This window comes from Mesorhizobium sp. M1295 (assembly GCF_040318135.1).
Lineage (GTDB): Bacteria > Pseudomonadota > Alphaproteobacteria > Rhizobiales > Rhizobiaceae > Mesorhizobium.
Map to the genome: position 1 here is coordinate 76,593 of NZ_JAMYLU010000011.1, position 22,867 is coordinate 99,459.

20 protein-coding genes and 1 tRNA gene are annotated in these 22,867 nt (G+C 62.9%); 14 read left to right on the top strand and 7 right to left on the bottom strand.

Annotated features, from left to right (window positions below):
• Positions 1-7: 7 nt before the first annotated feature.
• Positions 8-178, bottom strand: coding sequence for a hypothetical protein (locus NKH29_RS17015; RefSeq protein ID WP_352483273.1), 171 nt, complete (start codon positions 176-178; stop codon positions 8-10).
• 333 nt (positions 179-511) lie between these two features.
• On the opposite strand from NKH29_RS17015, the gene NKH29_RS17020 reads away from it, so the two are divergent.
• A complete protein-coding gene (locus NKH29_RS17020; protein WP_353000168.1) occupies positions 512-3,196 on the top strand; it encodes an ATP-binding protein in 2,685 nt (894 codons plus the stop codon).
• A 299-nt stretch (positions 3,197-3,495) separates the two neighbouring features.
• A complete protein-coding gene (locus tag NKH29_RS17025; protein ID WP_352963368.1) occupies positions 3,496-4,122 on the top strand; it encodes a LysE family translocator in 627 nt (208 codons plus the stop codon).
• 35 nt (positions 4,123-4,157) lie between these two features.
• Here the strand turns inward: NKH29_RS17025 and NKH29_RS17030 are convergent.
• Positions 4,158-4,233: transfer RNA gene (locus NKH29_RS17030), tRNA-Thr, on the bottom strand.
• Between the two features lie 383 nt (positions 4,234-4,616).
• Here NKH29_RS17030 and NKH29_RS17035 point away from each other — a divergent pair.
• Complete coding sequence (locus tag NKH29_RS17035) at positions 4,617-5,780, top strand: hypothetical protein (protein WP_353000170.1); 1,164 nt, start codon at positions 4,617-4,619, stop codon at positions 5,778-5,780.
• Position 5,781: 1 nt separating this feature from the next.
• Here NKH29_RS17035 and NKH29_RS17040 read toward each other — a convergent pair whose 3' ends face one another.
• Both NKH29_RS17040 and NKH29_RS17045 read right to left on the bottom strand, forming a co-directional pair.
• Positions 5,782-7,383, bottom strand: a complete 1,602-nt coding sequence (locus tag NKH29_RS17040) for a cisplatin damage response ATP-dependent DNA ligase (RefSeq protein WP_352548794.1) — start codon at positions 7,381-7,383, stop codon at positions 5,782-5,784.
• Between the two features lie 226 nt (positions 7,384-7,609).
• Positions 7,610-8,620 carry a ligase-associated DNA damage response exonuclease gene (locus NKH29_RS17045; protein WP_352857398.1) on the bottom strand — a complete coding sequence of 337 codons (1,011 nt, stop codon included), beginning with the start codon at positions 8,618-8,620 and terminating at the stop codon, positions 7,610-7,612.
• Positions 8,621-8,728: 108 nt separating this feature from the next.
• On the opposite strand from NKH29_RS17045, the gene NKH29_RS17050 reads away from it, so the two are divergent.
• Together NKH29_RS17050 and NKH29_RS17055 are read left to right on the top strand one after the other, a co-directional pair.
• Positions 8,729-9,673, top strand: a complete 945-nt coding sequence (locus NKH29_RS17050) for a class I SAM-dependent methyltransferase (protein ID WP_353000172.1) — start codon at positions 8,729-8,731, stop codon at positions 9,671-9,673.
• Between the two features lie 55 nt (positions 9,674-9,728).
• Positions 9,729-10,085, top strand: a complete 357-nt coding sequence (locus tag NKH29_RS17055) for a hypothetical protein (protein ID WP_352548791.1) — start codon at positions 9,729-9,731, stop codon at positions 10,083-10,085.
• Between the two features lie 7 nt (positions 10,086-10,092).
• Here the strand turns inward: NKH29_RS17055 and NKH29_RS17060 are convergent, their stop codons facing one another.
• Positions 10,093-10,956 carry a prephenate dehydratase gene (locus tag NKH29_RS17060; RefSeq protein WP_352548789.1) on the bottom strand — a complete coding sequence of 288 codons (864 nt, stop codon included), beginning with the start codon at positions 10,954-10,956 and terminating at the stop codon, positions 10,093-10,095.
• A gap of 33 nt (positions 10,957-10,989) precedes the next feature.
• Positions 10,990-11,718 (bottom strand): 3-deoxy-manno-octulosonate cytidylyltransferase, encoded by a 729-nt coding sequence (locus tag NKH29_RS17065; RefSeq protein WP_352493745.1) that lies wholly within the window; start codon positions 11,716-11,718, stop codon positions 10,990-10,992.
• Between the two features lie 192 nt (positions 11,719-11,910).
• Between NKH29_RS17065 and NKH29_RS17070 the strand changes: the two genes are divergently transcribed.
• From NKH29_RS17070 to NKH29_RS17110, 9 genes are all read left to right on the top strand, one after another.
• Positions 11,911-12,564, top strand: coding sequence for a c-type cytochrome (locus NKH29_RS17070; RefSeq protein ID WP_352483264.1), 654 nt, complete (start codon positions 11,911-11,913; stop codon positions 12,562-12,564).
• Between the two features lie 173 nt (positions 12,565-12,737).
• Entirely contained in the window at positions 12,738-14,621 is a 1,884-nt protein-coding gene (locus tag NKH29_RS17075; protein ID WP_353000174.1) for an extracellular solute-binding protein, read from the top strand.
• Positions 14,621-16,489, top strand: a complete 1,869-nt coding sequence (locus NKH29_RS17080) for an extracellular solute-binding protein (RefSeq protein WP_353000175.1) — start codon at positions 14,621-14,623, stop codon at positions 16,487-16,489. Before NKH29_RS17075 ends, NKH29_RS17080 begins: the two co-directional genes overlap by 1 nt.
• A gap of 279 nt (positions 16,490-16,768) precedes the next feature.
• Positions 16,769-17,863 carry a microcin C ABC transporter permease YejB gene (locus NKH29_RS17085; RefSeq protein ID WP_352488119.1) on the top strand — a complete coding sequence of 365 codons (1,095 nt, stop codon included), beginning with the start codon at positions 16,769-16,771 and terminating at the stop codon, positions 17,861-17,863.
• Entirely contained in the window at positions 17,863-19,002 is a 1,140-nt protein-coding gene (locus tag NKH29_RS17090) for an ABC transporter permease (RefSeq protein ID WP_352590825.1), read from the top strand. Before NKH29_RS17085 ends, NKH29_RS17090 begins: the two co-directional genes overlap by 1 nt.
• Before the next feature lie 120 nt (positions 19,003-19,122).
• Positions 19,123-19,359, top strand: coding sequence for a hypothetical protein (locus NKH29_RS17095; protein ID WP_352548783.1), 237 nt, complete (start codon positions 19,123-19,125; stop codon positions 19,357-19,359).
• The gene (locus tag NKH29_RS17100; protein WP_352483259.1) at positions 19,359-19,862 is read left to right on the top strand and encodes a type II toxin-antitoxin system VapC family toxin; all 504 of its coding nucleotides are present in this window, start codon (positions 19,359-19,361) and stop codon (positions 19,860-19,862) included. The genes NKH29_RS17095 and NKH29_RS17100 overlap by 1 nt, the downstream gene beginning before the upstream one ends.
• Positions 19,859-21,487, top strand: coding sequence for an ABC transporter ATP-binding protein (locus NKH29_RS17105; protein ID WP_352483258.1), 1,629 nt, complete (start codon positions 19,859-19,861; stop codon positions 21,485-21,487). The genes NKH29_RS17100 and NKH29_RS17105 overlap by 4 nt, the downstream gene beginning before the upstream one ends.
• Before the next feature lie 95 nt (positions 21,488-21,582).
• A complete protein-coding gene (locus NKH29_RS17110; RefSeq protein ID WP_353000177.1) occupies positions 21,583-22,524 on the top strand; it encodes a 2-hydroxyacid dehydrogenase in 942 nt (313 codons plus the stop codon).
• Positions 22,525-22,549: 25 nt separating this feature from the next.
• Here the strand turns inward: NKH29_RS17110 and NKH29_RS17115 are convergent, their stop codons facing one another.
• Positions 22,550-22,852 (bottom strand): Dabb family protein, encoded by a 303-nt coding sequence (locus NKH29_RS17115; protein WP_352483257.1) that lies wholly within the window; start codon positions 22,850-22,852, stop codon positions 22,550-22,552.
• Between the last annotated feature and the right edge of the window lie 15 nt (positions 22,853-22,867).

The window sequence follows — 22,867 nt, forward strand, 5'->3', positions numbered from 1 at the left end:
CTGCAACTCAGTCTGTTGCCCGTGTCGCCTTCGACGCGGCAGTCTGCAGGGCAATTCTGAGGCCAATGATCTCGGCGATCGCAGCCTCCAGCACCAGGACGATCGTTTCCTTTGCCACATCATCGAAATTTTCGGCGACATAGCTCAGGTCGCTTAGGACATCGTCTTCCTCTTCCATGATTTTCACCCCCTGTTGAACGTCAGGCCGGAACGGCCGACGATGAGATAGGCTTTGGGCTGGATCGATGGAACGCGTTTCTTTCACGCTATCATCACGGAAGTGAGGCTATCCAGCCCGCTTCGCTAGGTCTTGTCGCCGCCTTGGTTGTCTGCCTGTTTTGTAGTCTTCATGCCTATGGCAGCAGCAAACATATCGGCTCCGGGACAAAATAACGCCCGCTTCCCAGGGGTGATTTGCCAAATCGCCGCGGTCATGTGAGGTCATGTGAAATGAGCGTGTTGCACTCATTGCCTACTGTTGTACCTTCAATGTTCTGGAGGCGCGGGTTTGATGCTGCTTGAGCGAGAGGACCCACTTGGAGCTTTGTTGGCCGCGGCCGAGAGAGCTGCTGCCGGACATGGCGGGACCGTGCTGGTGCATGGCGAGGCGGGCCTAGGCAAGACCTCTCTGCTGCGCGAATTCGCGGAAAACGCCGACCGGGACTGCCGGGTGCTGTGGGGCTGGTGCGAGGCGCTCTTCACGCCGCGTCCATTGGGCCCTCTCCAGGACATGGCGCACTTGCTCGACCCGCGCGTGGCAGCGCTGCTTGAGGAGACCGCAGCCCCGGAGCGGCTTTTCCCGGCATTGCTGAACGCGCTGCAGCGCGCCAAGGGCACGACCGTGCTCATCTTCGAGGACATGCATTGGGCGGATAATGCGACGCTCGACCTCGTAAGATATCTCGGTCGCCGCGTCTCCCTGCTCCGCACCATGCTGGTGCTCAGCATGCGCAGAGAGGACTTGAACGCCGATCACCCGCTGACCCACGTGCTCGGCGATCTTCCCGCCGCCTCCGTACGCCGCGTGACGCTTAAACCGCTGTCTCCCCAGGCGGTTACGATGCTGGCCGAACAGGCCGGCCGTTCCGCCGACGGGCTTTACCGCATTACTGAGGGCAATCCCTTCTTCGTTACCGAGCTCCTGTCCAGCAGCGAGACCGAATCGGCGCGCGTGCCCGATTCCATACGCGACGCGGTGTGGTCCCGCCTGTCGCGCCTGACGCCTGGAGAGCGCGACGTGCTGGAGGTCATGAGCATCATGCCGGGCAGCGTTGAGCCGTGGCTGATCCGGGCCCTTCTCGGGGACGAGACCGAAGCGCTCGTGGATCGATGCGTCGACCGTGGATTGCTGCGGCGGGACGATCAGGGCGCGCTGACATTTCGCCACGAGCTTGCCAGGGAAGCGACGCTCGACCGGCTCTCCCTCTCTCTGCAACGCTCGCTCCATTCCAAGGTCGAAGCGGCACTCTCTGAAGTTCCGGCGTCGCAGGCAAGCGCTCTGCTTTCGCGCCGCGTCCATCACGCCGGCGGCGCCGACAATGGCGAACGCGTGCTCGAACTCGCGCCGCTCGCCGCCCGGCAGGCCGCCCGCCTGGGCGCGCACCGGGAGGCGGCCTCGCATCTGGCGACCGCACTCAGATATGTCGACCAAGCCCCGCCGGAACTGGCCGCGCAGTTGCACGAGGACTGGGCCTACGAGGCCGGCCTGGCACTGCTTGTCTATGATGCCATCATCGAGGCCCGGCATCGCGCCATCGCCATCTGGCGGCAGCTGGACCGGGTCGACAAGATAGGGCTCAATTTGCGCTGGCTGTCGCGGCTGCACTGGCGGCGCGGCGAAGGCCCGCAGGCGGAAGAGTATGCGGACCAGGCCGTGCATGAAGTGGAAAGGCTGCCGCCGGGTCCCGAAGTGGCAATGGCCTACAGCACACGCTCGCAGCTCCACATGCTGCACTATCGTTTCGACGAGGCGATCGAATGGGGCGAGCGCGCGATCAGCCTGGCCGATCGGCTGGGTGAGGTCGAGACGCGCGTTCACGCCCTCAACAATGTCGGCACCGCGCTCATGTTCGCCGACCGTCCCGGCGGCCGTGAGCGGCTGGAGGAAAGCCTTGCCCTGGCGCTCGAGCACGGGCTCCACGACCATGCGGCGCGGGCCTATACGAACTTTGCGGAATGCGCGGTGGTGGCCAAGGACTTCGAGCTGGCGGAGCGGCTGCTGGCCGAAGGCATCGCATTCTGCACCAGGCACGACCTCGATTCGGCGGCGCAATACCTGCTCGGCCGGCAGGCGCAGCTTTGCATGGAACAGGGCCGGTTTCGCGAGGCCGCAACCATCGCTCAGGGCGTCATGAATGTGGAGCGCCTGCCGATGGTGATGCACTTGCCGGCGCTCACCGTGCTTGGCACGGTCCGCGTAAGGCTGGGCGAGACCGACGGCGTCGACCTTTTGCAGCGGGCCCTTGCGGAGGGGCAGACGACCGGCGAGCCGCAGCGTATCGTCCCGGTTCGCCTGGCGCTGACGGAGGCGGCCTGGCTTGCCGAGGATATCGGCGCCGGCCACGCGCAGCTTACCGAGCTGGCGGCCATGAACCTCGACAATTTCCGCCCCAGGGACCTTGGCGAATTGTCGGTCTGGTGGCGTCGATGCGGAATGCCCGGATCGCTGCCGGCGCTATCGGCGCCCATACCGTCGCCCTGGTCCGCCGAGCTTGTCGGCGACCCGCAGGCCGCCGCGGCGGAGTGGGCGCGTTACTCGCTGCCCTACGAGGCAGCACTTGCCCTCATGCAGGTTCGTGGGGCGGATGCCGGAACGGCGCTCGCTCGCGCCGTGGCGATGCTGGACGAGATCGACGCGCCCGCGGCCGCAGCGCTGGCGCGCAAGCTCGCGCAGCGTCAGGGCCTGTCAGGCCTGCTGCCGAAGGTGCAGCGCGGACCCTATGCGGCGGCCCGTCGCCATCCACTCGGCCTGACACAGCACGAGCAGAAGGTGCTCGCCCTGATCGCCCAGGGCATCAGCAACAAGGAAGTCGCGCGACATTTGTCGCGCTCGCCCCGCACGATCGAGCATCACGTCTCCTCGCTGCTCGGCAAGCTCAACGCCGCAAACCGCATGGAAATCCTCCTGCGGCTGCGCGGCGAGCCGTGGCTCCTGACCGGCACCCATCCGTTGGAACCGCACCAGACGGGACCATGATTCCAGCCGATTCTGTCGGGATGGAACAGGCTCTGGGTAGTTCCCGCCGCGAAATTTCCGCGAAAACTGGGAAATCGACCGCCTAAAAATGGGTGGCGGTACCGATTTGCATGCCCGCCGCTCCGCGTAGGCTTCTGCTCGCAGCGTGGATGGACCTCCCAACACCACGACGCCTTCACGATCCGGGGGCGAAGGCGGGCAACGGCGGCGGTGCGGGGAACCGCCGCCGGCGTCCGGCGGCTGGGGCGCGACGGAATTCCTCGCCGCTCTGTGATCGACGCAACAAACGGGAGGCTGCAATGTCAAATTCGCTTCTACTGTCGACGGCCATGCTGCAATTCCTGGCGGCATATACGGTGATCATGATCACGCCAGGCCCGATCGGGCTCGCGACCGGCAGCCTTGCCTCCCTGCACGGCTTTGGCAGGACGATTCCGCTCGTGGCCGGGATCGGCGCCGGAACCGCCGTGCTGGCGGTCCTGGTGGCGTTTGGCGCCGTTCATCTTTCCGGGTCGCTGTCGGTGCCGGCGGTCAAGATCGCCGGTGCGGCGGTCCTTGGCTGGATGGCCCTGCGCATCGCCAGAACGGCGCCGCCGGCCGCCGGCGACGAGCCTCAGAGACGGCAGGCCGGATTGTTTGCCGGCGGGTTTCTCATCAGCATTCTCTCGCCTGAAACCGCCACTTTCTTTGCCGTCGCCTTCATGGGGCTGATGCTGCCGATCCGGAATTCGAACGAGATGCTGATGGTCGCGGCCATCGTCGCCATCATCGACATAGGCTGGTACGGATTTCTGGCCGTCGCCCTTTCGCGTCCGGTCGTGCGCGCTGCCGCGATGCGGCATCATCGGGTCATCTGCCGGGCGGCGGGGGTCGTGCTGGCAATGCTCGCGCTCGTCTCGGCGGCGTCGGCCTTTCCACTCGGCTGAGCGCTGGTTGAAGGAGGCGCGCGGGATAGGTCGTTTGGTGCCGCTTGCGTGACTCGAACACGCGACCCCATCATTACGAATGATGTGCTCTACCAACTGAGCTAAAGCGGCCCGGGAAGCCGAGCTTCCAGGATGGGCTGGGTGATAGACGCAACCAGCGTTTAATTCAAGATGGTAGCGTTGAATTCAAGATGGCAGCCGCGAATTCAAGGACGAGGCTTGGCAAATCGTATCGGTCCCGGGCCGGGCGCAAGGGCAGCAGCCGCGCCGATCCGCCATAGGCCGTGCGACGCCGTTTCGCACGGCCGCCCCGACCGCCACGTTGCCGCCGTGACCGGAAAAGCAGCGAAAAATGTTGATTCCTTTACCGAAAACCGCCGAAATGAGCTTTGCACCCCTCGGCAAGGCAGAATGCGGCCGCTCGCTTGTTGATTGATTGGTCGCCTGCGGCTAACGATCATGACAATGTGAGTGAAATTGCAGAGGGAATTTGCTTGGACGCGATCGAAAAAGCGATCCGCAATGCCTTCGAGAAAGGCAATGCCGACGACCGGGCGTTTCGCGAGCGGGTCTATCGATCGGCTTTCGCGGCACTCGACCGTGCCCTGCAGGCCAATCCAAACGTCACCGTGGAGGTCGCCATCAAGCGCCGCAAGGCGGTCCAGGCCAAGATCACCGAAATCGAATCGGAATTCCTGCCGGCGGTTCCCGACGTCGCCGCGCCGACCGACAGTTTGGAGACAGCACCGGCGGTGGAGCCTCCAGCTGAAACCGAAACCGAAGCCGAGCCCGTGCCGTCGCCCGATGTCGTCGTTGACGGTCCGGCGCAGCCGCCCGAATCCGATGCGCCTCGGTCGCGCGTCCTGCCGGTCGTCCCCGACATCATGCCCGATGCACCTGTTGCCGAAGTGCCGGTGATCGACATGGGGGCCTCGGCTCCGACCGAAGCCGACGTCGAAACCGACGATGCGGAAGTGACGCTCGACCGCGACGACCGGCGGGCGAGGCGGCGGCGCCTGCCTTTGACCGCGATCTTCCTCGGTGTGACGCTGCTCGCAGCCGCCGGCATCGGCCTTTATTTCGCCAACCAGACCGGCGTCTTCAAATCGGCAACCGAACTCGACACGGCGCCGCCGGAAGTGCCGCCAACGGTCGACGGCGACGATTTCACGCCGGATGACACCGCTTCGCCGCCAAAGCAGGGCGAGGAGGACCAGGCGCGCGACTGGATCAACGTGTTTTCGCCGGGCGACCCGACGCAGGTCAATGCGCCGTCGGACGCCAAGGCCGACGTTGTCCAGGACGAAAGCGGTTCCTTCCTGCGCATCCGCTCGGGCGCATCCGGCTCGGCCATCAGCTTCGACGTCGGGCAAGGCGTGCTGGAGAGGATCGCCGGCAAGCATGCCACATTCGACATCATCGCACGCTCCGAGGAGGGGCAGGAGACGCAGATTTCCGTCGACTGCAATTTCGGCGAACTCGGCGACTGTGGCCGCAAGCGCTATGCGGTCGGTCGCGAGCGCAATGAATATCTGTTCGACGTGCGCCTTCCCGATAAGCGTCCGGGCGCTGCCGGCACCATCGCCATCAATTCCGACTTCGACAAGCAGGGCAAGTCGGTCGACATCTACGAGATCCGCGTTTCAGTCCTTCCTTAAGTTAACTGTCGAGCAGCGCCTGCAGCGTCTCGATGCGGTCGGCTTCGGCCGCCGGCTTGTCCCAGCGCAATCGTGAAATGCGGGGGAAGCGCATGGCGACGCCCGATTTGTGCCGCGTCGAGCGGTTGAGCCCTTCGAATGCCACCTCCAGTACGAGGCCTTGTCTGCGGTCGGCACGCACTGAGCGCACCGGGCCAAAGCGCTCGATCGTGTTGTCGCGGACATATTTGTCGATCTGCCTCAGCTCTTCGTCGGTGAAGCCGAAATAGGCTTTTCCCACCGGCACCAGCTCTTCCGATCCTTCCGGCCCGGACCAGACGCCGAATGTATAATCGGAATAGAAGCTCGAGCGCTTGCCGTGGCCGCGCTGGGCATACATCAGTACGGCGTCGACCGTGTGCGGATCGCGCTTCCATTTGAACCAGGGGCCCTTCGGCCGCCCGGCCACATAAGGCGAATCCCAGCGCTTCAGCATGACGCCTTCGATGACCGGATGCAGCGGCTTGCGGCGCAATTCCTCCAGCGCCTGCCAGTTGGTGAATTCGACCAGCGGCGACAGATCGAAGCGGCTCGGATCGAGTGTCCTCACAAAGGCCTCGAGCCGGCCGCGCCGTTCGCGGAAGGGAAGTCCGCGCACATCCTCGTCGCCGATCTGCAGCGCATCGTAGCAGCGCATGAAGGCCGGGTATTGCTGCTGGATCTTGGGTGACACGCTCTTGCGGTTCAGCCGCTGCTGCAGATCCGAGAACGTGCCCGTCGCCTGCCTGGGGTCTCCGACCAAAAGCTCGCCGTCGAGGGCGCCGGAAAAATCCATCGCCTCAGCAAGATCGGGAAAGGCGCCGGAGACATCGTCACCGGTGCGCGAATAGAGCCGGCGAATGCCGCCTTCGCAAACCGCCTGGACGCGGATGCCGTCCCATTTCCATTCGGCCGCGTAGTCGGCCGGGTCGAGCTTTTCGAGGTCGCCGTCACCGACGGCATTCGACAGCATCACCGGCCTGAACAGCGCCAGCGCCGTCTTCCTGGGTTTTTCCGCTTTACCCTCCAGCCAGGCGAACAGCGCGATATAGGGCGGCGTCAGGCCGTGCCAGAGTTCCTCGATTTCGGCGATTTCGACCCTGCCGAAATCAGCGAGCGCCTGCTTGGCCAGCCGCGCCGAGACGCCGATGCGCAGGCCGCCGGTGACCAGCTTTATGATGGCAAAGCGCGCCGAAGTGCTGGCGCTGTCGAGCAGCCGGGCCAGCACCTGAGGCCCGTCCGAACGGCTCGCCGCCTGCAGCTTCGCCACCACTTCGGCCAGCGTCGGCTCGTGGTTCGCAATGTCGACCGGCGCTTGCGGCCAGACCAGCGACACGGTCTCGGCCAGGTCGCCGACATAGTCGTAGGAATAGCCGAACAGCACCGGATCCATGCGCTCGACGACCAGCGTGCGCAGCATCGCCGGCTTGACCGCGGCGATGGACAGATCGCCGGTGATGGCCGCCAGCGCCAGCCCGCGGTCAGGATCCTCGACGCTGCGGAAATAATCGGTCAAAAGCGTCAGCTTGCCGTTGCGCGACGGCGTCAGCACCAGCCGGTCGAGAAGCTCGGCGAAGCGGTTCATGGGAGGAGCGCCAAGGGGGGAAGCTTGCGATCCTTCGCGCCCCCCTCTGTCCTGCCGGACATCTCCCCCACGAGGGGGGAGATTGGATGTCGCCACTGGTTTCGCCGATCTCCAGCGTTGAGGGAACGAGCGCGGCGCCAAAGCTGCCGATCTCCCCCCTCGTGGGGGAGATGGCCGGCAGGCCAGAGGGGGGCGCGACAGAACGCCATACCGGCGATTTCCACCATCAATCGCCCTCGTCCTCATAGCCAACCAGATGCAGCGGCCTGGCGGCGATGCCTTCGAGTTCGCACCAGCGCACCAGCGCCTCCTCGCGGCCATGCGTCACCCAGATTTCCTCGGCGCCGGTCTCCTTGATCGTCGCTGTCAGCTCGTCCCAGTCGGAGTGATCGGAGATGATCAGCGGCAGCTCGACGCCGCCCTGTTTGGCGCGCTGGCGGATGCGCATCCAGCCTGAGGCGAAGCACGACATCGGATCGGGAAAACGCCGCGCCCAGCGATCGGCGAACGCGGATGGCGGGCCGACGACGATAGCGCCGGCAAAGTCGCTTTTCGCGCCGCTCTCGACGGTCGCCGGTTCCAGTGTGCCGAGATCGATGTCCTGGCTCTGGAAATACTCGCTGAGCTTGGCCAGCGCGCCATGGATGTAGATCGGCTTTTCGTAGCCGGCATCGCGCAGCAGGCGCATGACGCGCTGCGCCTTGCCAAGCGCATAGGCGCCGACCAGATGCGTGCGTTCGGGAAACTGCTCGGTCGATTTCAGCAACCGGGCGATCTCTTCGCTATCGGGCGGATGGCGGAACACCGGCAGGCCGAACGTCGCCTCGGTGATGAAGACGTCGCATTTGAGTGGCTCGAACGGCTCGCAGGTCGCGTCCTTCTGGCGCTTATAGTCGCCGGACGCGACGATGCATGTGCCCTGATGCGCGACCTTGATCTGCGCCGAGCCCAGCACATGGCCAGCCGGGTGAAAGCTGACGGTGACGCCGTCGAGCGTGATCGTCTCGCCGAGCACGGCGGCTTGCGTCGTTCCGGCAAAATCTTCGCCGTAGCGCAGCCCCATGATGTCGAGCGTCTGCTGCGTCGCCATCACCGAGCGGTGGCCGGAGCGGGCATGGTCGGAATGGCCATGTGTGATCAGCGCCCGGTTGACCGGCCGCACCGGGTCGATGAAGAAATCGCCGGGCGGGCAATACAGCCCTTCCGGCCGGGGATGAAGCAGGTCGCTGGCGCGCATGGCCCCAAGATAGGCGCTAATTCCGGCGCGGGAAGCCTGTTGTAAGTCACTGCTGACTCCAGCATAGAGCGCAGGCCGGCCGCAAAACACCGGTGGAACCTGATTCCCATGAAACCGCTCCAGACTTCGTCCGGCGATCCGACCGCCGACCGCCGCGCCGACTATGCCGAAATGCTCCATGCGTCCGGCAATCATGCGGCAGCGTCGGAATTGCTGCTCGGCGCGCTCGAACTGGCGCCGCAATGGCCGGCCGGCTGGTTCCGCCTCGGTGAGATGCAGGAGGCGGCGGGCGCGCCCGATCTCGCCGCGCAGGCCTGGACGACGGCACTGCGGCTGGACCCGGCGGACAGGCTCGGCGCGGTGCTCAAGCTGCAATTGATCGGCAAGGCAGCGGCCGCCCAGGCGCCGCCCAGCGCCTTTGTCGAGACGCTGTACGACCACTATGCCGGAAGCTTCGAGGGTGAGCTGGTCGACAGGCTAGGCTATCGTCTGCCCGAATGTCTCGACCGAGCCATCCGGGCAGCACGGCCGGGCCGGTTTTCGCTGGTGCTCGATCTCGGCTGCGGCACCGGCCTCATGGGCCAGAGACTGCGGCCGATCGCCGATCGGCTGGAGGGTTACGACATCTCGGCCGGCATGCTGAGGCAGGCGCGCGCCAAAGGCGTCTACGATCTGCTCGTCAAGACGGACCTGCAGGATTTTTGCTATTCAGGCCCGAAAGCCGATCTGGTGACGGCGGCAGATGTGTTCATCTATCTCGGCGCACTCGACAAGGTGGTGAACAAGATTGCCGGAATGCTTGCCGGCGGCGGTCTGTTTGCGTTCTCCGTCGAGACGCTCTCCGGCGGCGACCTATCTGGCAGCGGCGATTTCGCCTTGCAGCCGTCGCGCCGCTATGCGCATTCGCAAAGCTATGTAGAGCGGGTTCTGGACGCCAACGGCTTTTCGGTCCTGTCGCTGCAGGCAACGATTATCCGGCAGGATCGCCGCGAACCGGTCGAAGGGTTGGCCGTGGTGGCAAGCTTGCTTTCCGGCAGCGTAAAATCTGGCTAAGATTTCTGCCGCTGTGCATGAGAGGCGGCAGCTGCGAAAGACAAGGAGCACGTTCATGCGCTGGAACATGATGGTCTTGGCATCTTGCCTGGCGATGGCCGGCTGCGTCGGCAATTCGATGTCCGAACGGCAGGACGAAAACGTCCAGTCCTCGCTGCTATATGACAAGGTGCCTTGCGACCAATTGCTGGCGCAACGAAACGGCCTGGCGCAGCAATATCATTTGCCGGTGGACGCCAAGCCGTCCTTCTCCAACCCGGCGACGGGCTTCGGCCCGTTCACGCCGGACATGCGCTCAAAAGCCAAACGTGACGCCGACCAGGCAAGCGGCAAGATCGACGCCATGAACCGGTCGATCAGCCGCCGCGAATGCGGCAAGCCGGCCAGGCAGAACAAGCTCGGCCTGACCTGACCGGATCCTAATCCGCCACCTTCCATTGCTCGCGTGAGGCGCTGGCGGGATAGACGCCGAGGATGCGCATTTCGCGCGAGAAAAACCGCAACTCGTCGAGTGCCAGCTTCACCAGCGGATCGTCGGGATGGCCCTCTATGTCGGCGTAGAACAGCGTCGCCGTAAACGCGCCGAGCTGGTAGCTTTCCAGCTTGGTCATGTTGATGCCGTTGGTGGCGAAGCCGCCCATCGCCTTGTAGAGCGCCGCCGGCACGTTGCGGACGCGGAAGATGAAGGTCGTCATCATCTTGGCGTCGGCCGAGGGGCGTTCGGCCCATTGCTTGTTCTTTGTCAGCACGACGAAGCGGGTGACGTTGCTGTCGGTGTCCTCGACATTCTCTTCGATGATGTCGAGCCCGTAGAGGGTCGAGGCCAGCGCCGGCGCCAGCGCGGCCATGGTGCGGTCCTTCATCGCGGCGACCATCTTGGCGGCGCCCGCCGTGTCGCCGGCAACCGTCGCCTTCCAGCCGTTCTTGCGGATGTATTTGCGGCATTGGCCGAGCGCGTGGATGTGGCTGTGCACGGTCCTGATCTCGTCGCGCCTGACGCCGGGCAACACCATCAGCTGGAAGTGGATCGGCAGGAAATATTCGCCGATGATGTGCAGCTTCGATTCCGGCAAGAGGTGATGGATGTCGGCGACGCGGCCGGCAATGGTGTTCTCGATCGGGATCATCGCCAGATCGGCCTTGCCGGTCTCGACCGCGTTGAAGGCGTCCTCGAAAGTCGGGCACGGCAACGGCTCCATCGACGGGAACATGTTGCGGCAGGCGGTGTCGGAATTGGCGCCCGGCTCGCCCTGGAAGGATATTTTGTTGGTCTTTTCAGGCATGCGCAGAGTCTCGGGAATTGGGGGAAGAATTTCTTAGTTGGAAAGGAGTGCCCTGGCGCGTTCGAGATCGTCCGGCGTATCGACGCCAAGCGGCACCGACTGCACGATCTCCGCATCAATGCGCATGCCGGCCTCGAGCGCCCGCAACTGCTCCAGCCGCTCGCGGCGCTCCAGCGGCGACGGCCTCAACGCAACGAAGCGTTCGAGTGCGGCGCGGCGATAGGCATAGAGGCCGATATGATGGTAGAGCGGGCCTTCGCCCCAGGGGGCGGTGGCGCGGGTGAAATAGAGCGCCCTGAGCCGCGTCGCCGAGAGTGGCGAGCCGACCAGCTTGACGACGTTCGGATTGGTCTTTTCCTCGTCGCGGACGATCTCGACGCAGAGCGTGGCGATGTCGACCGCTGCGTTCTCGAAAGGCTTCAGCGCGGCGCCGATAACAAGGGGCTCGATGGTCGGCAGATCGCCCTGCACATTGACGATGGTCTCGACGCTGTTGCCAGGGTCGAGAATGGTCAGCGCTTCGAAGATGCGGTCGGAGCCGGTTTCGTGGTCCGCCCGTGTCATCACCGCCTCGAAACCATGCGCGCGCACCGCCTCCGCAACGCCTTGCGTATCGGTGGCGACGACGACCCGGCCGAGCCCGGCCTCGGCAGCACGGCGGGCGACGTGGACGATCATCGGAGTGCCGGCGATGTTGGCCAGCGGCTTGCCCGGCAGGCGGGTCGAGGCCATGCGGGCCGGGATCAGGATGAGGGTGGACATGAGGCGGGCAGGGGCTCGAAAAAGAGGAGGACAAAAGTGGCAAAAGGTCTCACTGGCAGCGCCCTTATAGGTGTTGCAACGCCGGAGCAAAAGACCTAGTTTCCGCGCGATTTGACCGCCTCGCAGGGTGGTTCACGATACCGACGGACGGAGTGGACGGATCGGTCCGCCGGAAAAGGGAGCCTGGGGCGTATGGATTCCAACGAAGTCAACAAGCTGCTCGCCGCTTTCCTCGGCACGGTGTTCATTGTCTTTTCCGTTGGCATCGTGTCCGACGCGCTGTTTGCCTCGCCGGCGCCGGAAAAGCCCGGCTTTGCCATCGAGGCGACCGAGCCTGCCGAAGGCGGCCCGGCCGCTCCCGCCGCGGAGGCCAAGCCGATCGCCGAGCTGCTGACCACCGCCAACGCCGAAGCGGGCGCCGCCGTCTTCAAGAAATGCCAGGCCTGTCATTCCGGCGAAAAGGGCGGCCCCAACAAGGTGGGCCCCGATCTGTGGGACATCATCGACCGTCCGGTCGCCGAGCATGAGGGCTTTGCCTATTCTGCCGGCATGAAGGAGTTCTCCAAGGGCGGCAGCGAGAAGTGGACCTACGACAACCTCAACCACTTCATCACCTCGCCGAAGAAGTTCGTGAAGGGCACCGCGATGGGTTTCGCCGGCCTGCCGAAGGATGAGGACCGCGCCAACGTCATCGCCTATCTGCGCACGCTGTCGGACAATCCGAAGCCGCTGCCGGCGCCCGGCGCCTCGGCCGAGAACGCGCCCGCCAAGCCGGCCGAAGGTGCAGCCCCTGCCAAGCCGGCAGAAGGCGCGGCGCCAGCCGCTCCGGCTGCACCCGCAAAATAACAAAACTGTAATGACATAATCCTTGAAAAAGCCGGGTTCAGCCCGGCTTTTTCGTTAGGAAAAATGCATATGCGACGACAAAGCCGCTCCGTTGCGGTTTTCAGCGCCGCCAAATGATCTAGATTGGGCCCAGACGCTATCGTGACGGCGCTATATCGCGAAGAGGAGAACGCATGACGGTTGGCCGAGCGCGGACGCTTCTGAAATCGGTGCTTATGCTGGCTGCTTTTGCCGGCGGCCTGCAGGCGGCCCTCGCGGACGAATGGCGCACGACCTCGTCGCTGATCGGCGAATCCAAATATGGCGACAACTTCCAGCACTACGATTACATCAATCCGGATGCACCCAAGGGCGGCACGCTGAATTCGGTGGCGCCCGGCACGTTTGACAGCTTCAATCCCTACATCGTCCAGGGTTCTGCCGCCGCTGGCTTCGTCCCTTTTGGCGGCGGTCTGCTCTACGACACGCTAATGGAGCAGGCGACCGACGAAGGCAGCACCAGCCATTCGCTGGTCGCTGAAGCCTATAAATATCCGGCCGATTATTCCTCGGCGACCTACCGGCTCGATCCGCGGGCGAAGTGGCATGACGGCCAGCCGATCACCGTCGACGACGTGCTCTGGTCGTTCCAGGTGCTAAAGGCCAACAGCCCGCAATACAGCCGTTATTTCGAGAACGTTACCGATGCGGTCGCAATCTCCGATCGTGAGGTCGAGTTCCATTTCAGCCAGAAGGGCAATCGCGAACTGCCCAAGATTCTCGGCGACCTCGTCGTACTGCCCAAGCACTGGTGGGATGGCACTGACGCCAACGGCAAGAAGCGCGACGTCACCCGGCCGACGCTGGAGCCGCCGCTGGGTTCGGCCGCTTACAAGATCGCCAGCTTCAAGCCAGGTTCGGAAATTGTATGGCAGCGCGTGCCTGACTATTGGGCCGCCAAGTTGCCGGTGAAGATCGGCCGAGAGAATTTCGACACGAAGCGGTACACCTACATCCTCGATGAGAATGCGGCTTGGCAGGCATTCACCAAGGGTGGGCTTGAGGACATCAACGCGGAAAACAGCTCCAGACGCTGGTCGACGGCGTATAACTTTCCCGCGATCAAGCAAGGCGACGTCATCAAGAGGGAGTTCAAGACCGAGTCGCCCGAGCCGATGCAGGGTTTCGCGCTTAATCTGCGACGTCCGCAGTTTCAGGATCGACGCATACGCGAGGCGTTGACCGACGTGCTCGATTTCGAAAGCATGAATCGTACGCTGTTCTTCGGTCTTAACACCCGCACGAGCAGCTATTTCCAGGGCACCAACCTGGCGTCCAGCGGCCTGCCGAAAGGCAAGGAGCTGGAGATTCTCGAGCAATATCGTGACAAGCTGCCGCCTGAAGTGTTCACCGAGGAATTCAAACTGCCGGTCTACGACACGCCGCAGGCGGAGCGTAAATACCTGAAGTCCGCGGTCGACCTGTTCGCCAAGGCTGGTTGGGTCATCAAGGGCGGCAAAATGGTCAATGCCCAAACGGGCCAGCAATTCAAGCTGGAGATCCTGGGACGGGACCCGACAGACGAAGTCATCGCAAATCCCTACGTCGATAATTTGCGAAAGATCGGTATTGATGCCGCACTTCGCATTGTTGACCCCAGTCAATATGTGAACCGCACCCGTAGCTTCGACTTCGACATGGTGACGGGGATCTTCCCACAGTCGGATTCGCCCGGCAACGAGCAACGCGACTTCTGGAGTTCAAAAGCCGCCGACGCACCTGGCTCACGCAATCTGATGGGCATTAAGGATCCGATTGTCGACGCGCTGGTCGACCGCGTTATCTACGCCACCGACCGCGACGATCTGGTTGCTGCCACCCATGCGCTCGACCGGGTGCTGTTGTGGAATTACTATGTCGTGCCGCAATGGCACAGGCCCGTGGTCTGGCTGGCCTACTGGAACAAGTTCGGCATGCCTGAAAAGCAGCCTGCCTATTTAGGCGTGGACACGGATTCCTGGTGGGTCGATCCGGTCAAGGAAAAGGCGCTGGCGGCAAAATACAAGAGTGGCAATTGATGGCGGCGCTGCCCCGTCGCGGCTTCCTCGCCCTTGGCGGTGCAGCCGCGGCCGCAGCGCTGCTGCCCGGGCGGGCTTTCGCCGCGATCCCAACCGGCGTGAAACTGCACGGCCTGTCGGCCTTCGGCGATCTCAAATATCCTCCTGATTTCCCGCATTTCGACTATGTGAATGTCGACGCGCCCAAGGGCGGCATCTTCAATTTCGGCCCATCGCAATGGGTGTTCAACCAGAATCCCTACACCTTCAACACGCTGAACAGCTTCGTGCCCAAGGGTGACGCCCCGCCGCGCATGGAAATGTGTTTCGATTCGCTCATGACCAGCGCACAGGACGAGCCGGATTCCATCTATGGACTGCTGGCTGAAAGCGTGACGATCTCGGCGGACCGCAACATGTTCGAGTTCGCCCTGCGCCCGCAGGCGCGCTGGCATGACGGCTCGCCGCTGACCGCAGAGGATGCCGCATATACGTTCACCCTTTTCAAGGATCAGGGCCATCCCGATCTCTCGCTGCCGCTCCGTGAGATGACCCAAGCCGTCGCCGCCGATACTGGAACGCTGAGATTGACTTTTTCGGGCAAGCAATCGGAACGCACCATCCTGGATGTCGCAACGTTCCCGATCCTCTCCAAGGCATATTTCGCGATCGCCCCGTTTGACAGCTCCCGCATGAAGGCGCCGCTCGGATCCGGCCCTTACAAGGTCGGGTTGGTGCGTCCGGGACAGACAATCGAGTTCGAGCGCGTCGTGGACTATTGGGGCCGCGGCCTGCCGGTCAATAAAGGACAGTTCCATTTCGACAAGCTGCGCATAGAGTTCTATGGCGACCGTCAGGCGGCTTTCGAGGCTTTCAAGAAGGGCGAAGTCCATTTCCGCGAAGAGGCAACGTCGCGCGTATGGGCTACCGGCTACGATTTTCCGGCGCTCACCGCGGGCAAGGTGGTTAAACGCGAGTTTCCTTCCGAAAAGCGCCCGTTAATGTACGCGACAGCCTTGAACCAGCGGCGCGAACGGTTTCGGGACATGCGCGTGCGCCGCGCCATTGCGTTGTGCTTCGATTTCGAATGGACCAACAAATCGCTGTTCTACGGCCTCTATGATCGTTCGCAATCCAATTTCGAACGATCGGAATTCAAAGCCACCGGCGTACCGTCTCCTGACGAACTGACGCTGCTGGAACCGCTTCGCGACAAGCTTGCGCCTGAAGTCTTCGGCGAAGTCTATGCTCTGCCCCCATCCGACGGCAGCGGCCGTGACCGGAAATTGCTGCGCGCATCGCAAAAGCTGATGGCTGACGCGGGATGGAAACGGTCCGGTCAATTTTTCCAGAATGCCGCCGGCGAAACTTTCAGGTTAGAAATCCTTGCTGACGACGAAGGTTTGGTGCGCATCTATGGGCCGTGGGCAGAGAATTTGAAGGCCATCGGCTTCGACGCCTCAATCCGCCTGGTCGAGTCGGCACAGCACCAAGCCAGGCAGGCGAGCTTCGATTTCGACATGATAGCGATGGCGGTGCTGTTCTCGCCGACGCCAACACGGGAGGGAATGGACGGCATCTTCCATTCACGCTCGGCCAACCTGCAGGGATCGCGCAATCTGTCCGGCACGGCAGACCCGGCGATCGACATGCTTGTCGAGGCGATAGACCGCGTCAAAAACCGTCAGGAACTGACGACAGTGCTGCGTTCGCTGGATCGGGTCTTGCGCGCGCGCATGGACTGGATTCCTAGTTGGTATTCGGCGAATCACCGCGTGGCCTTCTGGGACATGTTCGGTTTCGACGAAACGAAACCCGACTACGGCTTCGCGATGGAAGCGCTGTGGTGGTTCGACAAAGACAAGGCGGCAAAGATTGGCAAAGGCTGAATTTCTTGCGGGCGTTGGCGCCGCCCCTCACCTGCCTGCCGGCATCCTCTCCCCGTATAGCGACGGGGAGAGGGGGGCTTTCATCGAGGATTTCGCCAACCACAAACATGGCAACAAAAGCGCCGAGACTACGGCCAGCCCCTTTCTCCCCGTCACTATACGGGGAGAAATGTCCGGCAGGACAACGAGAGGCGGCGCCGGCGTCGACAATTGGCCTGAAGCGATTGCCTCGGGGGCACCCCCAGCCACAGTGGTCCTCCCTAAGGAGGGTAAAAACTGATGGGCGCCTATATACTGCGCCGCATCCTGTTGATGATCCCGACCCTGTTCGGCATCATGGCGGTGTCCTTCGCCGTCATCCAGTTCGCGCCTGGCGGGCCGGTCGAGCAGGTCATCGCCAGGCTGACCAACCAGGGCGGCAGCGATCGCCTCGGTGGCGGCGGCGGTGATGCCGGCGGCGCCAATTTCGATGTGGCCGGCGACGTCGGCTCGAAATACCGCGGCGCGCAAGGGCTCGATCCGGAATTCATCAAGAAGCTGGAGAAGCAGTTCGGCTTCGACAAGCCGCCGCTCGAGCGCTTTGGCATGATGCTGTGGAACTATCTCCGCTTCGATTTCGGCGACAGCTACTTCCGCGACATTTCGGTGCTCGACTTGATCCTGGAAAAGATGCCGGTGTCGATCTCGATCGGGCTGTGGATCACGCTTTTGTCCTATCTGATTTCGATCCCGCTCGGCATCCGCAAGGCGGTCAAGGACGGCTCCACCTTCGACGTCTGGACCAGCGGCGTCGTCATCGTCGGTTACGCCATTCCCGGCTTCCTGTTCGGCATATTGCTGATGGTGCTGTTTGCCGGCGGCTCGTTCTGGGACTGGTTTCCGCTGCGCGGCATCACCTCCGACAATTGGGACCAGCTGTCGTGGCCGGCGCGGATCGTCGACTATTTCTGGCATATGACCTTGCCGCTGACCGCGCTGGTATTGTCGGCCTTCGCCACGACGACGCTTTTGACCAAGAATTCCTTCCTCGAGGAAATCCGCAAGCAATATGTCGTCACCGCCCGCGCCAAGGGCCTGTCGGAGCGGCAGGTGCTCTACGGCCACGTCTTCCGCAACGCCATGCTGATCGTCATCGCCGGTTTTCCCGGCGCCTTCATCTCGGCCTTCTTCACCGGCTCGCTGCTGATCGAGAACATCTTTTCGCTCGACGGCCTCGGTCTGCTCGGCTTCAACTCGGTGGTGCAGCGCGATTATCCGGTGGTCTTCGCCAATCTCTACATCTTCTCGCTGCTTGGCCTGTTCGTCGGGCTGCTGTCCGATCTGATCTATACCTGGGTCGATCCGCGCATCGACTTCGAGCGGAGAGACGTCTGATGGCGCAGGCCACAGCCGAAACGGCGCCGCCTCGGATCGCGCGGCCCTTTCTGTCGCCGCTCAACCAGCGGCGCCTGCAGAACTTCAAGTCCAACCGGCGCGGCTACTGGTCGTTGTGGATATTCCTGTTCCTGTTCGTGCTGTCGCTGGTTTCCGAACTGATCGCCAACGACAGGCCAATCATCGCCTCCTACAAGGGCGAGATCCTGTTTCCGGTCCTGGTCGCCTATCCCGAGGAGAAATTCGGCGGCTTCTATGCGGTCACCGACTACCGCGACCCGGTCATCCAGGACGAGATCGACGCCAATGGCTGGATGATCTGGCCACCGGTGCGCTACTCCTACCAGACCGTCAACAATGCCATTCCCGAAGCAGCACCGACCAAGCCATCCTGGCTCTACGACAAGAAGACGCGCTGCAACCAGTATCCGAAAGGCGAAGCGGACCCCAACTGCAACGTCGGCAACTGGAACTGGCTGGGCACCGATGACCAGGCCCGCGACGTGCTGGCGCGCGTCATCTACGGATTCAGGGTCTCGGTGCTGTTTGGCCTGGTCCTGACTGCCGGCTCGGCGCTGATCGGCGTGGCGGCCGGCGCCTTGCAGGGCTATTTCGGCGGCTGGACCGACCTTCTGTTCCAGCGCTTCATCGAGATCTGGTCGGCCATCCCGGTGCTGTATCTGCTCTTGATCGTCGCCGCCATCCTGCCGCCCGGCTTCTTCATCCTGCTCGGATTGATGCTGCTGTTTTCCTGGGTGGCACTGGTCGGCGTGGTAAGGGCCGAGTTCCTGCGCGCCCGTAACTTCGAATATGTCAACGCGGCGCGCGCGCTTGGCGTGTCTAACATCACCATCATGTTTCGGCATCTGCTGCCCAATGCCATGGTGGCGACGCTGACCTTCTTGCCCTTCCTGCTTAGCGGCTCGATTTCGACGCTGACCTCGCTCGACTATCTCGGCTTCGGCCTGCCGCCCGGCTCCGCCTCGCTCGGCGAGTTGTTGAAGCAGGCACAGCGCAATCTCAACGCGCCATGGCTCGGCATTTCCGGCTTCGTCGTCATCTCGCTGATGCTGTCGCTGCTGGTCTTCGTCGGCGAGGCCACCCGCGACGCTTTCGATCCGCGCAAGACGTTCAGATGAGAGCGATGCGGGCTGGCATTCGGCATGTTATATTCCGGCCGATATCGAGCGAACCCGGACCCATGACGGTGTTGGCGTCGGTTCAGTCCGTCAAGCCGCACGTCGGGGAAGGAAAGGGTTATGAATAGGGTCATCCTTGAACAACACTACCCGGCATCGAAGCTCCCGGATGAACTGCGAAGGGGCATAGCTCCGAGCGCCTCGGTCAAAGTGACAGTGGAAGAGGAGGCCAACAGGCCTCTTGGCCGCGAACAATTGCTTGAACTCATGCGGAATGCTCAGGCCAACGCGCCGGGAACAAGCCTCGACGAGGCTGTCGCGCGTGTTCGTGCCCTCCGCGATGAGTGGGAGGATTGATGGCTGCAGTCCGGCTTTATGTCGACACCAACATTTTCATCTATGCCTTTGAAAACAACGATGCGCTTGCAAAAAAACTGCTTCAGCTCATTTCACTGAACGACGGCAGAAAGCAGCTTTTCTTGGCGACGAGTGAGATCGTGCTCGCAGAGTTGATGGTCGATCCCTTGATGAGAAAGAACAATGATCGACTGATCGAACTCTACGACAATATTTCAATCGGCAATGCCTTCATCTCAATTGGGGCGATAACTCGCGAGGTTCTCTGGCACGCAGCACAGTTGCGTTCGGAATTCCTTTCCTTGAGATTACCGGACGCGATCCATCTTTCCACAGCGATGCACTTCGGCTGCACACAATTTCTGACCGCGGACACGAGATTGAAAGAGACCTATTCTATCGCACCAAATCGTCTCGTCCCCCCTCAAATGGCAGCCAAAATTTCGATCATACGACCGGAAATTTCCGCCTTGGACAGGGTTGTCGCGGAAGTTGAGCCATGACCGCCCCTCTCCTTTCCGTACGAGACCTCAGCGTCGCCTTCACGCAAGGCGGCAACCAGTCGATCGCCGTCGACCATATTTCCTTCGACCTTGCCAAGGGCGAGACGGTGGCGCTGGTCGGCGAATCCGGCTCCGGCAAGTCGGTCACCGCGCTGTCGGTGCTGAAGCTGCTGCCCTATCCGACCGCCAGCCACCCCTCGGGAAAGATACTGTTCCTCGGCGCCGACCTGCTGGCCACGGACGAGAGAGACTTGCGCCGCGTGCGCGGCAACAAGATCACCATGATCTTCCAGGAGCCGATGACCTCGCTCAACCCGCTGCACACGATCGAGCAGCAGATCGTCGAGGTGCTGAAATTGCACCAGGGCCTGGGCGATCGCACCGCCAAGGCGCGCACGCTGGAACTTCTGCACGAGGTCGGCATCCGCGAACCGGAGAAGCGGCTCGACGCCTATCCGCACCAGCTTTCCGGCGGCCAGCGCCAGCGCGTCATGATCGCCATGGCGCTGGCCAACGAGCCTGAACTGTTGATCGCCGACGAGCCGACGACGGCGCTCGACGTCACCGTCCAGGCGCAGATCCTCGAATTGCTCGCCGGCCTGAAAAGCCGCAAGAACATGTCGATGCTGTTCATCACCCACGATCTCGGCATCGTCAGGAAGATCGCCGACCGGGTCTGCGTGATGACCAAGGGCAAGATCGTCGAGACCGGCCCGACCAAGGAGATATTCGCCAATCCGCAGCACGCCTACACCCGGCATCTGCTTGCCGCCGAGCCGAAGGGCAAGCCGCCGGCGGCCAATCAGGCCGCCAAGCCAGTGATGGTCGGCAACGACGTCAAGGTCTGGTTTCCGATCAAGAAGGGCTTCTTCCGGCGCACCGTCGACAATGTGAAGGCGGTCGACGGCATCGACGTCACCGTGCGGGCCGGTCAGACGCTTGGCGTCGTCGGCGAATCCGGCTCAGGCAAGACGACGCTCGGCCTGGCGCTGGCCAGGATGATCTCGTCGACCGGGAATATCCAGTTCAACGGACGCGGCATCGATCAGCTATCCTTCAACGAAATGCGGCCGCTGCGGCGCGAACTGCAGATCGTCTTCCAGGATCCGTTCGGCTCGCTCAGCCCGCGCATGTCGGTCGCCGAGATCATCGAGGAAGGGTTGAAGATCCACGAGCCGAAACTGTCGCCCGATGCGCGCGACGAGCGTGTCGTCGACGTGCTGCAGGAAGTCGGCCTCGATCCGGCGACGCGCAACCGCTATCCGCACGAATTCTCCGGCGGCCAGCGCCAGCGCGTCGCCATCGCGCGCGCCATGGTGCTCAACCCGCGCTTCGTCATGCTGGACGAGCCGACCTCGGCGCTCGACATGAGCGTGCAGGCGCAGGTCGTCGACCTCTTGCGCAGCCTGCAGGCCAAGCACGACCTCGCCTATCTCTTCATCAGCCACGATCTGAGGGTCATCCGCGCGCTCGCCAATGAAGTCATCGTCATGCGCAATGGCAGGATCGTCGAAGCCGGACCTTCCGAACAGATTTTTGGCAACCCGCGGACCGACTATACAAAGGCGTTGATCTCGGCCGCCTTCAAGATCGAAACGGCGCCGGTCGGCATCGTTAGCGAGTAGATTTTCGCCAGAGATCATGCACAAAATCAAAACGCTGCCGCGCCCTTGCACGTCGGGACGCGAACGCTGTTGGTAAAAAGGAAAAACAATCCGCAATGGAAAAAGGCCGCATCCTGCTTGCCCTCACCGGTATTCATCCGCTGCGCTGGCGCGAACTGCTGTCGGCGGAGCGCGAAGTGGTGCTCGAGCCGAATGGCGCCGCCGATCCGTCGATCACCTATGCGGTGGTGTGGAAACAGCGGCCGAACCTGTTGTCGTCGCTGCCCAATCTGCGCGCCATCTTCTCGATCGGCGCCGGCGTCGACCACATCTTCGCCGATCCCACCTTGCCCGACGTTCCGGTCGTCAAGGTGGTGGCCGACAACCTGACCCAGTACATGACCGAATACGTCGTCTGGCGGGTGCTCGACCACCATCGCCAGGGCATGCTCTACCGCGCCCAGCAGCAGAAGAAGATCTGGCACGAACCGCAGCAGCGGCCGGCCAGCGACATCTCGGTCGGCATTATGGGGCTCGGCACGCTCGGCCGCGCGGCGGCGTCGGTGCTGTTGTCGCTCGGCTTTCCGGTCAATGGCTGGTCGCGCAGCGATCGGCCGATGCAAGGTGTCTCGACTTATGCGGGCGAGGCCGGCCTGATCCCGTTCCTCAACGCTACCGACATCCTGGTGGTGCTTCTGCCGCTGACGCCGCAGACGCACGGCATCATCAACCACGGCGTGCTGAAGGAGCTGCGCAAGCGCAACGGCCTCGGCGGCGCGGTGCTGATCAATGCCGGGCGCGGCAGGCTGCAGAAGGACGCCGACATTCTGCGCGCACTGGACGACGGCACGCTGAAGGAAGCCAGCCTCGACGTGTTCGAGGTCGAGCCGCTGCCGAAGACCAGCCCACTATGGAACCATCCTAAAGTGTTCGTGACGCCGCATGCGGCGGCAACTTCCGATCCGGTCCACCTGGCGCCGATCATGCTGCGCCAGATGGACGCCTTCGAGCGCGGCGAAGCGCTGGAAAATGTGGTGGACCGCGACGCGGGGTATTGATTTTTTGGAGCGCCGCTTCCCCGTCTCAGCCCCAGCCGAGCGGCACGTAGTCGATCTCCATAAACGCCTCGACCTCGGGGATCCAGCGGTCGCGGACGAAGGCGACGTGGTCGGGATGATCGTTGTAGCCGGAGTAAGCCCGCTGATCGGCGAACTCCATCGAGAAGCCGAAGCGGTACTCGTTCTTGGGGCTGACCTGCCGCAACTGCTCGAAATGCGTGACGCCCTTTATCGCCGTGAGGATCCTCTTGGCATCGGCGAGGAACCTTTTTTCCTCAAGCGAGTGCGGCGGGTGTTTTAGCGTGAACACGACGGTGTGACGGATCATTTTTTGCTCCTGCGA

Coding starts and splice junctions, on each gene's coding strand:
- NKH29_RS17100 (WP_352483259.1), top strand. CDS start 19,359: ATGGCTGCAGTCCGGCTTTATGTCGACACCAACATTTTCATCTATGCC.
- NKH29_RS17085 (WP_352488119.1), top strand. CDS start 16,769: ATGGGCGCCTATATACTGCGCCGCATCCTGTTGATGATCCCGACCCTG.
- NKH29_RS17105 (WP_352483258.1), top strand. CDS start 19,859: ATGACCGCCCCTCTCCTTTCCGTACGAGACCTCAGCGTCGCCTTCACG.
- NKH29_RS17075 (WP_353000174.1), top strand. CDS start 12,738: ATGACGGTTGGCCGAGCGCGGACGCTTCTGAAATCGGTGCTTATGCTG.
- NKH29_RS17025 (WP_352963368.1), top strand. CDS start 3,496: ATGTCAAATTCGCTTCTACTGTCGACGGCCATGCTGCAATTCCTGGCG.
- NKH29_RS17050 (WP_353000172.1), top strand. CDS start 8,729: ATGAAACCGCTCCAGACTTCGTCCGGCGATCCGACCGCCGACCGCCGC.
- NKH29_RS17045 (WP_352857398.1), bottom strand. CDS start 8,620: ATGCGCGCCAGCGACCTGCTTCATCCCCGGCCGGAAGGGCTGTATTGC.
- NKH29_RS17110 (WP_353000177.1), top strand. CDS start 21,583: ATGGAAAAAGGCCGCATCCTGCTTGCCCTCACCGGTATTCATCCGCTG.
- NKH29_RS17080 (WP_353000175.1), top strand. CDS start 14,621: ATGGCGGCGCTGCCCCGTCGCGGCTTCCTCGCCCTTGGCGGTGCAGCC.
- NKH29_RS17015 (WP_352483273.1), bottom strand. CDS start 178: ATGGAAGAGGAAGACGATGTCCTAAGCGACCTGAGCTATGTCGCCGAA.
- NKH29_RS17040 (WP_352548794.1), bottom strand. CDS start 7,383: ATGAACCGCTTCGCCGAGCTTCTCGACCGGCTGGTGCTGACGCCGTCG.
- NKH29_RS17065 (WP_352493745.1), bottom strand. CDS start 11,718: ATGTCCACCCTCATCCTGATCCCGGCCCGCATGGCCTCGACCCGCCTG.
- NKH29_RS17060 (WP_352548789.1), bottom strand. CDS start 10,956: ATGCCTGAAAAGACCAACAAAATATCCTTCCAGGGCGAGCCGGGCGCC.
- NKH29_RS17020 (WP_353000168.1), top strand. CDS start 512: ATGCTGCTTGAGCGAGAGGACCCACTTGGAGCTTTGTTGGCCGCGGCC.
- NKH29_RS17090 (WP_352590825.1), top strand. CDS start 17,863: ATGGCGCAGGCCACAGCCGAAACGGCGCCGCCTCGGATCGCGCGGCCC.
- NKH29_RS17095 (WP_352548783.1), top strand. CDS start 19,123: ATGAATAGGGTCATCCTTGAACAACACTACCCGGCATCGAAGCTCCCG.
- NKH29_RS17055 (WP_352548791.1), top strand. CDS start 9,729: ATGCGCTGGAACATGATGGTCTTGGCATCTTGCCTGGCGATGGCCGGC.
- NKH29_RS17070 (WP_352483264.1), top strand. CDS start 11,911: ATGGATTCCAACGAAGTCAACAAGCTGCTCGCCGCTTTCCTCGGCACG.
- NKH29_RS17115 (WP_352483257.1), bottom strand. CDS start 22,852: ATGATCCGTCACACCGTCGTGTTCACGCTAAAACACCCGCCGCACTCG.